Annotated in this window: 14 protein-coding genes; 2 read left to right on the forward strand and 12 right to left on the reverse strand. The window is 69.2% G+C overall.

The window, feature by feature from the left end; translation table 11 throughout:
• Positions 1–86: 86 nt before the first annotated feature.
• The 7 genes from AC5RVG_RS13340 to AC5RVG_RS13370 all read right to left on the reverse strand — a co-directional run bounded on the left by AC5RVG_RS13340 (position 87) and on the right by AC5RVG_RS13370 (position 8505).
• Positions 87–1835, reverse strand: a complete 1749-nt coding sequence (locus AC5RVG_RS13340; protein ID WP_494014197.1) for a hypothetical protein — start codon at positions 1833–1835, stop codon at positions 87–89.
• Between the two features lie 170 nt (positions 1836–2005).
• Entirely contained in the window at positions 2006–3430 is a 1425-nt protein-coding gene (locus AC5RVG_RS13345; protein ID WP_494014198.1) for a M50 family metallopeptidase, read from the reverse strand.
• Positions 3427–4641 carry a 1-deoxy-D-xylulose-5-phosphate reductoisomerase gene (dxr, locus tag AC5RVG_RS13350; RefSeq protein ID WP_494014199.1) on the reverse strand — a complete coding sequence of 405 codons (1215 nt, stop codon included), beginning with the start codon at positions 4639–4641 and terminating at the stop codon, positions 3427–3429. Before dxr ends, AC5RVG_RS13345 begins: the two co-directional genes overlap by 4 nt.
• A gap of 379 nt (positions 4642–5020) precedes the next feature.
• Positions 5021–5416, reverse strand: a complete 396-nt coding sequence (locus AC5RVG_RS13355) for a universal stress protein (RefSeq protein WP_493977715.1) — start codon at positions 5414–5416, stop codon at positions 5021–5023.
• A complete protein-coding gene (locus AC5RVG_RS13360; RefSeq protein ID WP_494002440.1) occupies positions 5413–6963 on the reverse strand; it encodes a tripartite tricarboxylate transporter permease in 1551 nt (516 codons plus the stop codon). Before AC5RVG_RS13360 ends, AC5RVG_RS13355 begins: the two co-directional genes overlap by 4 nt.
• The gene (locus AC5RVG_RS13365; RefSeq protein WP_494014200.1) at positions 6956–7495 is read right to left on the reverse strand and encodes a tripartite tricarboxylate transporter TctB family protein; all 540 of its coding nucleotides are present in this window, start codon (positions 7493–7495) and stop codon (positions 6956–6958) included. Before AC5RVG_RS13365 ends, AC5RVG_RS13360 begins: the two co-directional genes overlap by 8 nt.
• Before the next feature lie 2 nt (positions 7496–7497).
• Complete coding sequence (locus AC5RVG_RS13370) at positions 7498–8505, reverse strand: Bug family tripartite tricarboxylate transporter substrate binding protein (protein ID WP_494002442.1); 1008 nt, start codon at positions 8503–8505, stop codon at positions 7498–7500.
• Positions 8506–8700: 195 nt separating this feature from the next.
• Between AC5RVG_RS13370 and AC5RVG_RS13375 the strand changes: the two genes are divergently transcribed.
• Together AC5RVG_RS13375 and AC5RVG_RS13380 are read left to right on the forward strand one after the other, a co-directional pair.
• Positions 8701–10296: an ATP-binding protein gene (locus AC5RVG_RS13375; RefSeq protein WP_494002443.1), complete on the forward strand. Its 1596-nt coding sequence runs from the start codon at positions 8701–8703 to the stop codon at positions 10294–10296.
• Complete coding sequence (locus AC5RVG_RS13380; RefSeq protein ID WP_494014201.1) at positions 10293–11141, forward strand: response regulator transcription factor; 849 nt, start codon at positions 10293–10295, stop codon at positions 11139–11141. The genes AC5RVG_RS13375 and AC5RVG_RS13380 overlap by 4 nt, the downstream gene beginning before the upstream one ends.
• A gap of 56 nt (positions 11142–11197) precedes the next feature.
• Here the strand turns inward: AC5RVG_RS13380 and AC5RVG_RS13385 are convergent, their stop codons facing one another.
• The 5 genes from AC5RVG_RS13385 to AC5RVG_RS13405 are packed head-to-tail and all read right to left on the reverse strand — an operon-like array spanning position 11198 to position 15235.
• A complete protein-coding gene (locus AC5RVG_RS13385) occupies positions 11198–12016 on the reverse strand; it encodes an HpcH/HpaI aldolase/citrate lyase family protein (RefSeq protein WP_494014202.1) in 819 nt (272 codons plus the stop codon).
• Complete coding sequence (locus tag AC5RVG_RS13390) at positions 12013–12606, reverse strand: MaoC family dehydratase (protein ID WP_494002446.1); 594 nt, start codon at positions 12604–12606, stop codon at positions 12013–12015. Before AC5RVG_RS13390 ends, AC5RVG_RS13385 begins: the two co-directional genes overlap by 4 nt.
• Entirely contained in the window at positions 12603–13256 is a 654-nt protein-coding gene (locus tag AC5RVG_RS13395) for a CoA transferase subunit B (protein WP_494014203.1), read from the reverse strand. Before AC5RVG_RS13395 ends, AC5RVG_RS13390 begins: the two co-directional genes overlap by 4 nt.
• A 10-nt stretch (positions 13257–13266) precedes the next feature.
• The gene (locus AC5RVG_RS13400; protein WP_494014204.1) at positions 13267–14046 is read right to left on the reverse strand and encodes a CoA transferase subunit A; all 780 of its coding nucleotides are present in this window, start codon (positions 14044–14046) and stop codon (positions 13267–13269) included.
• A 25-nt stretch (positions 14047–14071) separates the two neighbouring features.
• Positions 14072–15235 carry an acyl-CoA dehydrogenase family protein gene (locus AC5RVG_RS13405; protein ID WP_494014205.1) on the reverse strand — a complete coding sequence of 388 codons (1164 nt, stop codon included), beginning with the start codon at positions 15233–15235 and terminating at the stop codon, positions 14072–14074.
• Between the last annotated feature and the right edge of the window lies 1 nt (position 15236).

Below are 15236 nucleotides of genomic sequence, written 5' to 3' on the forward strand. Positions count from 1 at the left end.
GAGTGTGGATGGGGCGGGGCTATTGGTGACGCCGGTGGTTGGCCCGGGGCTATTGGCGGGACGCGTGTGGATGGTGCGGGGCGGGGCTATTGGTAGGAAACGAACCAGGGAGCCGGCTTCACGCCGGTGTAGGTGCGTTTCGGGCTGAAGGTCGGGGTGTCTTCGTCGTAGAAGTTCTTCCAGCCCATCCAGATGTTCTTCGGCAGGTCCTCCCGGAGGACGCGCCAGGTGTCCAGTTTCTGGCCGGGCCCGCCGTGGCCGTCGGCATGCAGCACCAGGGCCAGCTCTTCGTGGCCGGTTTCCAGCTTCTGGCGGTCCGAAATCATCTGGTACTGGAACTGATGCAGGATCAGCACCTTCTGGGGCAGGGAGTTCTTCCGGGTAAGCTTCGCCAGCCAGTCGCTGACCCGGTTGATCTCCGCAGCGGACACCGAGCCGATTTGCTCCATGTGACGCTGCCCCTTGCCCAGCCGCCATTCCGGATCCAGGGCCAGGCCCACATGCGGTTCCTTCAGCAGATCCTCGTACATCTTGGCCTGGGTGAGGAAGTCCGACCGGCCCGGCTGCAAATCCAGCACCACGTACACCCCGGCCTCGCCGGCGGCCTCAATCCACGGGCGCAACTCGTCCGGATCAGTCTCCTCCGAATAGTCGCCGTCCTTACCGGCCGAGGCGCTGGCAACCGTGGCGATGATCTCGAAGGCCGGGACCACCGGTTCCTTGCTGTGCGGTTGGTACTGCTTGGCGAGTTTCTTCACGCGCTTCACCGACGCCTTGGGATCCTGCTCGCCGAGCGCGCCGAGGGCGGGCCCGGAGGGATGCCCGTACAGCGCCACCATCCGCCGGGACGGGAAGGCCATCTGGCCTCCGCCGGGCAGTTCCGGCACGGTCAGTGCTGCCGTGGTCCGGCGCGCGAAGGTGTCGCCGCTGCCGAACTCTTCGCCGACGGCGAGCACGCGGTTCTCGGGCTCCTGCCGCAGGAATTCGATGGTCTCGCTGCCGTGTCGCGGGTCTGCGTGCGGGTCCTGGAAAACCCGGGCGCCCGCCGCCTCCACGACCGCCAGGGTCGCGCGATAGTCCCGCCCGCCGTCCTTGTCCGTCAACACCGAGACGGCCGCGGGCTCCTCCGCACGCTCGGGCGCCTCCATGTCCCCGTCCGGGGGAAGGATTTCCGCGTCCGCCAGCAGCGGGGCCCACGCCTCGATGCTTTGATCCGGGTCGGCGCCGGACACCGTCGATGCGGTATTCAGGCCCGCGGAGCCGGCAGCGGCCGAGGCGGCGGGCCCGGCCGCGGAGCCGGCCTTGGTCGAATCAGAGGGCACGGCCCCGGAGTTGGCTTCCGGCGCGGCACTCGGGGAGCCCTCCGGCTCGGCGGGCGGCCGGCCGAAAGCCTTGACCTGGCGGACGCCGAGCCGCTCCAGTTCTTCGGCCAGCCCGTCCCCGGCCAACAGCAGCGGCACACCCATCGGTACCGATTCGGCAGCCGCGGCAGCTATGGCCTCGGCGTCGCCGGGAGGCGCGACGAACGCCACGGGACTGGAGTCAAACAACGCCTGGCTGGCGGCGAGCGATGCTTCGGCGTCGGAGCCGGCAAGCACCTGCGGATCGGCGGCACCAGCCCTCAACTGCACGCGATCCGGGGCAACCTCTGTTGACGCCGCCGATGATGGCGGATCCTGGGCCTCGCCCGGCGCGGTGCAACCGGCAAGTACAACAGCGGCCGCCAGGACGGCGGCGGCGCCGGTCCTGAACCGGGGCCTGCGGCCCATCGACTCCGCCCGGGCGCTGCCCCGAAGGCTCGCTGCGGTGCGGGCTGTACGCGGTGCCGTGCTCACGGGTCGTGGCTCCCTTCGCCGGTTCCGGCCAGTCTAACCACGGGGACCGGCAGGGTTCCAACCAACGGCGGGCGCGCCGCGCACAAGGGTCAGTCGCGCACACGGGCATGCACCGCCGTCGTGCCGGATCAGGGGAGGTGGCGGTTTCGCCAGGGCGCCGCCATGCCGGATCAGCCGAAGATATTGACCGGTTTGACGATGTCCGCGTAAATCAGCAGCGCGCCCATGCCCATCATCACCACGGCCACCACGTAGGTCAGCGGGAGCAGCTTGGCGATGTCCACCGGCCCCGGATCCGGGCGGCGGAACAGCTTGGCGAAGCCGCGGCGGATGGCCTCCCAAAGCGCGCCGGCCACGTGCCCTCCGTCGAGCGGCAGCAGCGGGATCAGGTTGAACACGAACAGCGCCAGGTTGACCGAACCGACCAACCCGATCAGCGAGGCCGCCCGCGCCTCGAAGGGAATCTCGTCCATCGCGCTGATCTCGCCGGCAATCCGGCCCACGCCCACCACGCTCATCGGCCCGTTCGGGTCCCGTGGAGCATCGCTGAAGGCGGCCTCAGCCACGTCGGCCAGCCGCTGCGGCAGATGGAGCACCACGCCGGTGATCGCCTGCAGGTTCTCCCCCACGGCCGGGAGCACGTCGCCGGCCGGCTGCGGTACCAGCGCGGTGGTGGCGCCCATCCCCACGAAGCCCGCCTGCTCCGTCACCGGCTCGCCGTCGCCGTCGAGCAGCGGTTGCCCGGCGTCGTCGAATACCGGGCGCTCGGTGAGGATCGGGGTGATGGTCGTCGTGATTTCCCGGCCGTCGCGCTGGAGGGTGATCGGCGTCTGCTCCCCCGCCGCGTCCCGGATCCATGCGGTCAACTGGTACCAGTCGGTGACCGGCCTGCCGTCGAAGGCGGTGACGGTGTCCCCTGGCCGGATGCCCGCCGCGGTGGCGGGAGCCTCGGGATCGCTGGGCAGGCAGTCGGTCTGTCCGGTTTCGGCGGCCTGCGACGCCGGGACCACGCATTTATTGACCTGGGCAATGGTGGTGGTGGCCTGGGCGGTGCCGAAGCCGACCAGCACGATGCCGATCAGCACCGTGCCGATGACCAGGTTCACAAACGGACCGCCGAGCATGATGATGACCCGTTTCCAGACCGGCAGTTTGTAGAACATCCGGTTTTCGTCGCCGGGCTGCAGCCGCTCGGCTTCGGCCTGCCGGGCATCGTTGGCCAGTTGCTGGAACATGCCGGTGCTGGACCGGCGGACCGCGCCGCCGCCGGCGCCTCCGCCGCCGACGCCGCCGCCGTCGACGCCGCTGCCGACGCCGTCGCCGTCCTTGACTCTGCCGCCGCGGGCGCTGTCCTTGGCCGGCGGGTACATGCCGATCATCGACACGTAGCCGCCGAGCGGGATGGCCTTCACGCCGTATTCGGTCTCGCCGCGCCGTCGGGAGAAGAGGGTCTTGCCGAAGCCGACCATGTACTGGGTGACCCGCACCTTGAACAGCTTGGCGGGCAGCAGGTGGCCCACCTCATGCAGGGCGATGGACACGGCGATGCCGACGGCCACGAAGAGGACGCCGAGAATGAAAAGCAGAATGGTCACAACATAGCCAAACGTTCGTAGGCCCGCGAGCGTGCCCAGTCCTCTGCGGCCAGCACTGCCGCCACGGTCAGTTCGTCGGACGGCGCGTGCGCATCCACCACGGCAGCCACCGTCTCCACAATCTCGTCGAAGCGGATCCGGCCGTCGTGGAAGGCGTCCACGGCTTCTTCGTTGGCCGCGTTGTAGACGGCCATGAAGGTCCCGCCGCGGCCGGCCGCCTCCTTGGCCAGCCGCACCGCGCCGAAGACCTCCTCGTCCAAGGGCTCGAAGGTCCAGCTGGTGGCACGGCTCCAGTCACACGGCTGCGCGGCGCCCGGTACCCGCTCCGGCCAGCCCATGCCGAGGGCGATCGGCAGGCGCATGTCCGGCGGCGACGCCTGCGCGATGGTGGATCCGTCGGTGAACTGCACCATCGAGTGCACCACAGACTGCGGGTGCACCACCACGTCGATCCGCTCCAGCGGGACGTCGAAGAGCAGGTGGGCTTCGATGACTTCCAGCGCCTTGTTCACCATCGTCGCCGAGTTGGTGGTGACCATCCGACCCATGTCCCAAGTGGGGTGGGCCAGCGCCTGCGCCGGAGTGACGTCGCGCAGCTGTTCCTTACTGAAGCCGCGGAACGGCCCGCCGGATGCGGTGACGATCAGCCGGTCCACTTCGGCGGCCGTGCCCGACCGGAGCGCCTGGGCCAGCGCCGAGTGTTCCGAATCCACCGGCACGATCTGCCCGGGCCGCGCGGCCTGCTTGACCAGGGGCCCGCCGGCAATCAGGGACTCCTTGTTGGCCAGTGCCAGCAAGTGGCCCGCACCGAGCGCGGCCAGCGTGGGGGCCAGGCCGATGGACCCGGTAATGCCGTTAAGCACGACGTCGGCGTCCGGCCATGCGGCGATCCTCGCCGCTGCGTCGGGGCCGGCAAAGAGCTCCGGCGAGTATCCGGACACGCCGGCGTCCGCCGCGGCGGCCTTGATGGCCGTTGCCAGTTCATCCACCGTCCCGGCGGCGGTTCCGACCGCCTGGGCCCGGGTGTGGACCGCCTGCCGGGCGGCCAGTTCCACGTTGCCGCCGGCTGCGAGCGCCGTGACCTCGAAGCGTTCCGGGGCCGCGTCCACGACGTCGATCCCCTGCGTGCCGATCGAACCCGTGGAACCCAGCAGCACTACCTTGCGTCGGGCGGGAAGCGGTGCGGCGCGGGGCGGATCTCGGAACTCCATGCGCTCAATTATCCAGCACGGGCGGTCCGCCCGCCGAGCGCCAGCTGTGGGGCGTCCAAGTTACCCCTTGGCTTCGAGATCACCGGTTGTACGGGGTGATCTCGAAGCCATCCCCTGACCTGGTGTGGAGATCATCCTCTACGGCGCGTAATCCCGACGACAACCTCCTGGCCGGACGGGCTGCTCCTCACCCGCCCGACCAGCCACCCGATGCAGGGAAAATCTGCCGGTGCAGGGTTTGCGGGCCCTGCACTGGCAGCGGAACCCTGCACCGGCGTCGATGTCGGCAACCCCTGACCTCCGGGGACAGGGGTTGCCCCTGGGCACTCCCCCGGCGAGCGCGGCATCGCCGACTGTGGCGAGCCATCGCCGCCACCGGCTACCCCTGCTTGACCGCCAACACGTTGCAGGAGGCGCCCAGCAGGATGGTTTGCGCCGTGGAACCCATCACCAGCTTGCCGACCGGCGTGCGGTTGCGCACCCCGATGACAATCAGGTCCGCCCCGGACTCTTCGGCGGCGTCGAGCACGTCGTCGGCGGCCAGCCCGTCCGAGATGCCGTGCCTGATGCTGAAATCGACGCCGGCCCCCGCCAGGACCGACTCCAGCCGGGTAACGTCGGCGGCGTCCGCATAGGTTGGGTCCACCAACCGGTCGGCCCGGGTCGTGTTGACCACCAGCAGCTTCGCCGAACGGCGGCCGGCCTCGTCGATGGCGGCGGCCAATGCGGCGTCGCCCAGAGCGTTGGGAACATACCCCACCACTATCGTCGTCATGCGCTGACCTCCTTGCCTTGGGGGTTCTCGTCGTCGAGCATCGCCGATTCCATCACGCGCTGGCGCTTCTTCATCCAGAAGGACAGCGCGAAGATAACGACCAGGGCAATGTAGATGCCGGCCGAGATCGGAGTGGATACCAGCGCCATCGGATCCCCCTGGGAGATGGCCAGCGAACGCCGCAGCTGGCTCTCGAAGATCGGCCCCAGGATCATGCCCACCACGAGCGGGGCGATCGGGTAGCCGTACCGGCGCATGAAGAAGCCCAGCACGCCCACCACCAGCAGCACGAACACGTCGACCGGGGTGAAGTTCACCGAGAACGCGCCCATGGCCGCGAAGACCAGGATGCCGGCGTAGAGGTACGGCCGCGGGATCTGCAGGATCTTCACCCAGATGCCGACCAGCGGCAGGTTCAGGACCAGCAGCATCAGGTTGCCCACGTAGAGGCTGGCGATCAGTGCCCAGACCAGGGCGCCCTCGACCTCGAACAGCAGCGGCCCGGGCTGGATGTTGTAGCGCTGGAACGCCACCAGCATCATCGCCGCCGTCGCCGTCGTCGGGATGCCCAGCGTCAGCAGCGGGACCAGCACGCCGGCCGCGGCCGCGTTGTTGGCCGACTCCGGCCCCGCCACGCCTTCGATGGCGCCGCGCCCGAATTGCTTCTTGCGCGCGCCCCTGGCCAGTTTCTTCTCGGACGCATAGGACAGGAAGGTGGCCACGTCGGCGCCGCCGGCCGGCATGGTGCCGATCGGGAAGCCGATGAAGGTCCCGCGCAGCCACGGCTTCCAGGACCGCCGCCAGTCCTCCTTCTTCATCCACGACGTCCAGCCGCCGGTCACCGGGATGACCTTGACGGGCCCGTGCCGCAGCCGGGACGCCACGTACAGCGCCTCGCCCAGCGCGAACAGCCCCACGGCCACCAGCACCACGTCGATCCCGTCCGCCAGGAAGGGGCTGCCGAAGGTGTAGCGCTGCTGGCCGGTCATCAGGTCCACGCCCATGAACGCCATGAACAGTCCCAGCCCCAGCGAGGCCAGGCCGCGCAGCACCGAGGCGCCCAGCAGCGCGCCGACGGTCAGGAACGCCACGACCATCAGGGCAACGTACTCCACCGGACCGATTTGCACGGCGAACGCAGCCACATAGGGCGCCACGAAACTCAGCAGCACCGTGGCCACCGTGCCGGCGATGAAGGAACCGATTGCCGCCGTCGCCAGCGCCGCGGCACCGCGGCCGGCTTTCGCCATCCGGTTGCCCTCGAGCGCGGTGACGATGGAGGCGGATTCACCGGGCGTGTTCAGCAGGATCGACGTGGTCGAGCCGCCGTACATGCCGCCGTAGTAAATCCCGGCGAAAACGATGATCGCCGCGGTCGGCTCGAGGCTGTAGGTGATCGGCATCAGCAGGGCAACGGTCATCGCCGGCCCGATACCCGGCAGCACGCCCACCGCCGTTCCGACCAGGACGCCGCCCAGGGCGTACAGGAGGTAGATCGGCTGCATCGCCACGGAAAAGCCCTCCAGGAGGGCGTAGAAGTTATCCATTCAGGAACGGCACCCCTTCGAGCACGCCGGCAGGCAGCGAGACGCCGAGGAGCCCGGCGAACGCGAACTGCAGCAACAGCGCCATGACTACCCCGACCACGGCCGCACGCCACAGCGGCTTGGCGCCGAGCGCCCACGCCGCGCCGACGAACAGCACGGCCGCGGCAACCGGCCAGCCCAGCGGCACGATCAGGAAAATATGAACGACGACGGCGCCCGCCATCTTGGCGACGGTCAGCCAGTCCGTCTTGACATCCGGATCGATGTCTTCGCCCTCTTCGGCCTCGCCGGTGACGCCGCGCAGCAACTGCACGATCAGGCCGGCACCGACGGCCACCAGCAGGCCGGAGACGATGTACGGCAGCGCCCGGGGCCCGATGTCGCTGGCCGCGTCGGGCGTTTCGATCCCCGCCCCGGCCACGAACCCGACGATCCCGATGCTCAGGATCACGGCCGCGAAGACTATTTCTCCGAGCGGCTTGCCCGGGGCGGCAGTGCCGCCCCGGACCGCTCCAGTAGTGGAAGAGGCCATGGTTACTTCACGAGACCGATATCCGTCAGGGTCGCGGTGACTGTCTTGATGTCCTCCGTCAGGAAGCTTTCAAATTCTTCGCCGGCCAGGAAGGCGTCGCCCCAGTTGTTGGTGGACAGGGTTTCCTTCCACGCATCGGTGTCGTGCAGCTCGGTCATCAGTGCCGTGAGCTTCTCCGCCTGGGCATCGTCGATAGACCCGGGAGCCACGACGCCGCGCCAGTTGGTGAGCACCACGTCCATGCCCTGCTCCTTCAGCGGCTTGACCTCGGGCAACTGCGGCGCCGCCTCCGGGCCGGAGACCGCCAGTGCGCGCAGCTTGCCGGCCTTGACCTGCTCCGCGTACTCCCCCACGCCGGAGATGCCGGCCGAGACCTTGTTGCCCAGCAGCGCCGCCAGCGATTCCCCGCCACCGGAGTACGGGATGTAGTTCAGGCTGTCGGCGCCGATTCCGGCTTCCTTCAGCATGAGGCCGGCCAGGATGTGGTCGGCGCCGCCGGCGGAGCCGCCGGTGATGGAGACGCCCTTGCCCTTGGCCTTGACGTCGGCGATCAGGTCGTCGATCGTCTGGTAGGGCGAGTCGGCGGGAACGACGACGACGAGCGGTTCTTCGGTGAGCCGGGCGATCGGCGTGGTGTCTTCGATCCGGTTCTTCGACTTGTTGGTTTCCACGGCCCCGACCATGACGTACCCCATCACCATCAAGGTGTCCGGGTTCTGTTCGGTGGCCAGCTTCGCCAGCCCGTTGGTGCCGCCGGCGCCGCCAATGTTGACCACCGAGGCGCTGGAAACCAGGTCGTTTTCCTGCAGATCCTTTTGGATGGCGCGGCCGGTCTGGTCCCAGCCGCCGCCCGGGTCTGCCGGGACAATGATGTTGAGCTTGTCGATGCCGGCTTCTTCGGCACCGCCCCCGCCGCCACTAGTGGAGCCGCAGGCGGCCAGGACCAGGGCGGATGCTGCCGCGGCGGCCACCAGGGCCGAACGGCGTCTCATCGTACGGTCGAGCTTCATGTAGGTTCTTCCTCCTCCAACCGGCGTGATGGGCATCACCATGCCGTGCGCCCCAGCGTAGGGGCCGGCCCGGCGCGCGGGAAGAATGCGGTCATTGTGGCCGTATTGGTCATTGTGGTCACAACCGCGCCCCGCGCCGAGGCACCAGATGACGGCTGCAAAGTGGCGCAGCTAACAGCATGAGAAAATGGTGGTGTGTTCCAATCCCTGTCGCTGCGGACCCAGCTGTTTGTGCTGCAGCTGTCCATCCTGCTCGCCGTCGTGCTGGTGGCCGGCTCGGTCGCCATTTCGATGCAGGAGCAGCAGATCCGCGACGCCTACGAGGGGCGGATGATCGGCGTGGCACGCTCGGTGGCGCAACTGCCGTCCATTGTGGACGCCTTCGACGACGAAGACCCCAGCGAGACCATCCAGCCGATCGCCGAGCTCATCGCGCAGTCCACGGGCGTGACCTATGTGGTGGTCACGGACGACCGCGGGATCCGCTACTCACACCCGAACCCGGCATTGATCGGGCAGATGGTTTCCACGGACCCGTCGATCCCGTTGTCCGGCGAGACGTTCGTGGGCAGGCAGACCGGCACGCTGGGCGAGTCGTGGCGGGTGAAGGTGCCCGTCTATGACCGGTCGGGCGGAACCGTGATCGGCACGGCGTCGGTCGGCACCTTGGAATCAACGCTGCGCGATGACCTCAACGACGACTTGCCCGTTCTGCTGGCCTGGCTCATCGCGGCGGCACTGGTCGGATCGGCCGGCGCGATCTACATCTCGCGGCTGGTGTGGCGGCGGATCTATCAGCTCGAACCGGAGGAGATCGCCGCCCTGCTCGAAACGCGCGACGCGATGCTGCACGGCATCGGCGAGGGCGTGGTCGCCGTCGACGACCGCGGGCGCATCGCCTTGCTCAACGATGAGGCCAAACGCCTCCTGGAGGTCTCCGACGCCGCTTTGGGCCAGCCAGCCACCACCATCCTGGAACCGGAGCTGGCAGCAATGCTCGCGGCCACCGGCGGCGCCGACGAAACGGTCCTCGCCGGCGAACGGGTGCTGCTGGCCCGGGCCAATGCGGCCACCGTGGACTCGCGCCGCGTGGGCAGCGTCCTCATCCTGCGTGACCGCACCGAACTGCACCAACTGCTGCAGGATTTGGACGGCGCACGGGATGTCACCCAGGCCCTGCGTGCCCAGGCGCACGAATTTTCCAACAAGATGCATGTGATCTCCGGCCTGCTGGAACTGGGCCGCGCGCAACAGGCGGTGGACTTCATCTCGCGCTCCGGCCACGGCGGGTCGGTGGTGGCGGGCGAACTGGCCCCGGGCATCACGGACCCGGACGCGGCCAGCCTGCTGATGGCCAAGACCACCATCTGCGACGAAAAGGACATCAGGCTGCTCATCGATCCGGCATCCGAGCTCGCCCCGGACGGCACCACCGATGCGGTCACGGTGCTCGGGAACCTGATCGACAACGCCATCGAAGCCGTGGGGATGCAGGGAACCATCACCGTCGCCATCGCCAGCGGCCCGGCCGGCTGCACCATCACGGTCGCCGACGACGGCCCCGGCATCCCTGCGGAGGAATACCACCGCATCTTCGAGCCCGGCGTCTCGGGCAAGGAAGCCGCCCTGCCGGGCAGCCGAGGGTTCGGCCTCGCGCTGGTCAGCCGCGTCGCCGCGCGGCGCGGAGGCAGCGCCCGCGTGGCGGCGTCGGCCTCCGGCGGCGCCGAGTTCACGGTCACGTTCTCGCCCACCCCGCCCAACGCCCGCGCGCACGAAATTCCGGTCCCATGAGCCAGATCCGCACGGTCGTCATCGACGACGACAAAGAAGTTGCCGGGGTACACACCGGCTTCCTGCTGGCCCACGGCGCCTTCGACGCCGTGGGCACCGCATACACCGGGGCCGAGGGCCTGGCCATGGTCGCGGCGCTACGCCCCGAACTGGTGCTGCTGGACATCCACCTGCCGGACATGAGCGGCATCGACGTGCTGCGCGCGGTCCGGAACCTTCCCGGCGAACCTGTCGACGTGATCGCGATAACTGCGGCACGCGAACTGGACACGGTGCGGGCCGCGATGGCCGGCGGCGTGCTCCACTACCTCGTCAAGCCGTTCAACGCGCGGGTGCTGATGGAGCGGCTGGACGCCTATGTGGAACACCGCCGGCACATCAGCGGCAGCGACGACTCCGCCGTGCTGGACCAGGACGGCATCGACCGGCTGCTCGCGCCGCAGCTCGACGCCGGCAGGGAGTCCGCCCGGCGGGACGCGGACGGAACGGCCGAAGGCCCGGCGCCCCGCGGCGCCTCGGGCGCACCCCGGCTGTTGCCGCGCGCCGCCGCGTCCCGAAGCGATGCCGGCCGCGCCGCGCTTTCCGCCGTCGCGCTGTCCGGCTCCGGGGCCGCGGTCCCGCTGCCCAAGGGCCTGTCCCTGCCCACCCTGGAGGCGGTGATCGCCGACCTGCATGCGGCCGGCGCTGCCTCCTCTGCGTCCGAGGTCGCCGGGCGGCTGGGCCTGGCCCGGGTCAGCGCGCGGCGCTACCTGGAGTACCTGGTGTCGCGCGGCGAGGCACGGATCACCCCGCGCTACGGGGCAGCCGGCCGGCCGGAGAAGTTTTACGTCCCGATAGGCCGCTAGGACTGTGTTCCGGTCCCGCTCACGAGTCAGGACGGGGCCTGCGTCCCGACCAGACGTTAGGACGGGGTTTGCCGGGCCCGCCGCAGGATCTGCTCGGCGTGCTTGAGGACCGGCCCGTCGACCATTTGGCCGCGGAACCGGAAGGCCCCGGATTCGGTGGCGGCGGCGGCCAGCAGCGCGGCCGCATGGTCGGTTTCCTCCTCGCCCGGGCGATAAGCGGCCCGCACCACGTCGGCCTGGCTGGGGTGGATGATGGCCTTGGCCGCGAACCCCGAGGCGACGGCGTCCTCAGCCTCAGCGGCGAGCCCGCCGAGGTCCGCTATGTCGAGGTAGACCGAGTCGATGGCGGCCTTGCCGTAGGCGCCGGCGGCAAGCAGGACCTGCGAACGCGCCTGCCGGGCCACGTCCCGATAGGTTCCGGACGCGGACCGGCTGGAGCTGCCGCCCAGTGAGGCGACCAGGTCCTCGGCTCCCCACATCAGCGCGGTGACGTTCGCGCAGCGTGCCAGTTCCGCGGCGCGCAGCACGCCGAGGGCCGTCTCGCACAGGGCCACTACCGAGTACTCCCCCAGCCCGCCGGCCGCCGCCGCGTCCTCCGCCTTGGCCAGCATGATGGTGCGGTAGCCGGACCGGCGGACGGCCTCCAGGTCCGGTGCGTGGTCGGCGGTACCGGCCGCGTTGACCCGGACGATCGTCCGGTCGGGGTCCAGCGGGTTGTCGATGATGGCTGCCCGGGCCGCCGCACGGTCGGCCGGAGCAACGGCGTCCTCCAGGTCCAGGATCACCGCGTCGGCGCGTGCGGCCGCCTTGCCGTACCGGTCCGGGCGGTCCGCCGGACAAAACAGGATGGCCGGTCCCATGCCGAAGCCGGTCATCGGCTTCCGTCCCCGGGCCGGCCGTCCCACAGTTCGGCGTCGGCCGTTTCCGAGCCCGCGATGGCGTCCGCGTGGCCGTCCTTGGTCCACATCAAACAGCTGCGCGTCACCGTGGCGACCACGTCCCCGTGCTGGTTCCGGCCGGTATGGTGCATGGTCACCACGCCGGTCCCGGGCCGGGAGCGGGACAGCCGCTTGTCGGTGACCACCGTCTCGGTGTACAGGGTGTCCCCGTGGTAGAGCGGGTGCGGGAACGTCACGTCGGTCATGCCCAGTTGTGCCACGATCGTGGACTGGGTGAGCTGGCCGACGGACTGGCCCACGACCGTGGCGAGGGTGAACATGGAATTCATCAGCCGCTGGCCGAACGGCTGCTCCGCCGCCCACGCCGCGTCGAGGTGCAGGGCCTGGTTGTTCATGGTGGCGGTGGTGAAGAAAACATTGTCCGCCTCGGTGACCGTCCGGCCCGGCCGGTGCGCGTAGATGACGTCTGCCTCGATCTCCTCGAAGTAGAGCCCGCGCTGGATGATCACTTTCTGCGCCCCGGCCGCTTCCGACGGCGTCGCCGCTGCCCCGGCGTCGGTGTTCACCGGGCACCCGCCTGGTACTGGTCGACCCGGAGCTCGGCTCCGGTGGCCGCCACGACGTCCCGCATGTCGACGCCGGGGGCGGTCTCGCGCAGCACCAGTCCCTGCTCCCCGACGTCGATGACCGCCAGGTCGGTGATGATGGTGTCCACGCAGCCCCTGCCGGTCAGCGGCAGCGTGCATTCGGTCAAAATCTTGGGATTCCCGTCCCTGTCCACGTGTTCCATCATGACGATCAGCCGTTTGGCGCCGAAGACCAGGTCCATGGCACCGCCCATGCCCTTGACCATCTTGCCGGGGATCATCCAGTTGGCCAGGTCCCCGGTCCGGGACACCTGCATGGCGCCGAGAACGGCGACGTCGACGTGCCCGCCGCGGACCATGCCGAAGGAAGCGGAAGAGTCGAAGATCGCCGCTCCCCGGTTGAGCGTGACGGTCTCCTTGCCCGCGTTGATCAGGTCCGGGTCGACGTTGTCCTCGGTGGGATAGGGGCCGACGCCGAGGATCCCATTCTCCGAATGCAGGATGACCTCCACGCCGTCGGGGATGTAGTTGGGGATGAGGGTGGGCATGCCGATGCCCAGGTTCACGTATTGCCCGTTTTCCAGTTCCTTAGCCACCCGAGCGGCCAGTTCGTTGCGCGTCAGCGCCATGGCGTACTCCTTACTTCCCGGTCGCGCCGGTGTCGTGGCCGGCCAACCGCACCGTGCGTTTTTCGATCCGCTTTTCCACCTCCGGCGCCACCACCACCCGCTGGACGAAGATGCCGGGGGTGTGGATCTGCTGGGGGTCCAGTTCGCCCGGTTCGACGAGTTCCTCGACCTCGGCGATCGTGATCCTGCCGGCCATGGCGCACAGCGGGTTGAAATTCATGGCTGTCACGTGGAACACCAGGTTGCCCAGCCGGTCGCCCTTCCAGGCGTGCACCAGGCCGAAGTCGGGCCGCAGGGACTCCTCCAGCACGTACTCGGCCCCGCCGAAGCTGCGGACTTCCTTCGGCTCCGACGCCTTGGCCACCGCGCCGTCGGCGTCGTATTTGCGCGGCAGCCCACCCTCGCTGACCTGGGTGCCGACCCCGGCGGCCGTATAGAACGCGGGTATCCCGGCCCCGCCGGCGCGCAGCTTCTCCGCCAGCGTCCCTTGGGGGGTCAGCTCCACTTCCAGCTCGCCGGCCAGGAACTGCCGGGCGAACTCCTTGTTCTCGCCCACGTAGGAGCTGATGGTGCGCCGGATGCGCCCGTCGGCCAGCAGCACGCCCAGCCCCCAGTCGTCCACGCCGCAGTTGTTGCTGATGGTCTCCAGGTCGGTGGTGCCGGCGTCGTGCAGGGCCTGGATCAGCGCCACCGGAATGCCGCACAGGCCGAAGCCGCCCACGGCCAGCGAGGCGCCGTCGGGAATGTCCGCCACGGCTTCCGCGGCGGAAGCTACTACCTTGTCGATCACTGCGTCCTCCTCTGCCTGCGGTCTGTCAAAGCCCCAGTTCGCGGGCGATGAGCATCAGCTGCACTTCGGTGGTCCCTTCCCCGACCTCCAGGATCTTCGAGTCACGGTAGTGGCGCGCCACCCGGAATTCGTTGATGAAGCCGAAGCCGCCGAAAATCTGCGTGGCATCGCGGGCGTTGTCCATGGCGGCTTCGCCTGCCACCATCTTGGCAATCGCGGACTGGGTTTTGAAGTGTTGGCCGGCGAGCATCCGGGCGGCGGCGTCGTAATACGCCAGCCGCGCCGTGTGCGCGCGGGCCTGCATCCGGGCGATCTTGAACTGGATGGCCTGGAAGGAGCCGATGCTGGTGCCGAAGGCCTGGCGCTCCTTGGCGTAGCGCACCGCTTCATCCACGCAGCCCTGCGCCGCGCCCGTGGCCAGCGCGGCGATGGCGATCCGGCCCTCGTCCAGAATTTGCAGGAAGTTCGCATAGCCCCGGCCGCGGCGGCCCAGCAGGTTCTCCTCCGGGACCCGGACGTTGTCCAGGGTGAGCGGATGCGTGTCGGAGGCGTTCCAGCCCACCTTGTTGTAGGCCTTCTCGGCGGTGAAGCCCGGGGTGTCGGTGGGAACCAGGATGGTGGAAATCTCCTTCTTCAGCGAGCCGTCGTCGCGCTCGGAGGTGCCGGTGACCGCGGTGACGGTGACCAGCCGGGAGATGTCGGTGCCGGAATTCGTGATGAATTCCTTGTGCCCGTTGACCACCCACTGCCCGTCCACGAGCTCGGCCCGGGTCTTCGTGCCGCCCGCGTCGGAGCCCGCTTCGGGTTCGGTCAGGCCGAAGCCGGCGAGCGCCTCGCCGCTGGCCAGCATGGGCAGCCACTGTTGTTTCTGGTCCTCGCTGCCGAAGCGGTAGATGGGCATGGCCCCCAGGGAGACCCCGGCCTCCAGGGTGATCGCCACCGATTGGTCCACCGCACCGAGTTCTTCCAGCGCCAGGGCGAGCGCAAAGTAATCGCCGCCCATGCCGCCGTACTCCTCGGGGAACGGGAGGCCGAACAGTCCCATCTCGCCCATCTGTGCCACCACTTTGTACGGGAAGCTGTGCTCCTCGTCGTGCTTGGCGGACACCGGGGCCACCACCTCGCGGGCAAATTCCCGCACGGTCCCCACCAGGTCCTGATAGTCCTCGCTCAGTGAAAAGTCAGGCATG

The organism is Arthrobacter senegalensis, assembly GCF_059091765.1.

Coding starts and splice junctions, on each gene's coding strand:
- dxr (WP_494014199.1), bottom strand. CDS start 4,641: ATGGAGTTCCGAGATCCGCCCCGCGCCGCACCGCTTCCCGCCCGACGC.
- AC5RVG_RS13355 (WP_493977715.1), bottom strand. CDS start 5,416: ATGACGACGATAGTGGTGGGGTATGTTCCCAACGCTCTGGGCGACGCC.
- AC5RVG_RS13360 (WP_494002440.1), bottom strand. CDS start 6,963: ATGGATAACTTCTACGCCCTCCTGGAGGGCTTTTCCGTGGCGATGCAG.
- AC5RVG_RS13365 (WP_494014200.1), bottom strand. CDS start 7,495: ATGGCCTCTTCCACTACTGGAGCGGTCCGGGGCGGCACTGCCGCCCCG.
- AC5RVG_RS13370 (WP_494002442.1), bottom strand. CDS start 8,505: ATGAAGCTCGACCGTACGATGAGACGCCGTTCGGCCCTGGTGGCCGCC.
- AC5RVG_RS13380 (WP_494014201.1), top strand. CDS start 10,293: ATGAGCCAGATCCGCACGGTCGTCATCGACGACGACAAAGAAGTTGCC.
- AC5RVG_RS13385 (WP_494014202.1), bottom strand. CDS start 12,016: ATGACCGGCTTCGGCATGGGACCGGCCATCCTGTTTTGTCCGGCGGAC.
- AC5RVG_RS13395 (WP_494014203.1), bottom strand. CDS start 13,256: ATGGCGCTGACGCGCAACGAACTGGCCGCTCGGGTGGCTAAGGAACTG.
- AC5RVG_RS13405 (WP_494014205.1), bottom strand. CDS start 15,235: ATGCCTGACTTTTCACTGAGCGAGGACTATCAGGACCTGGTGGGGACC.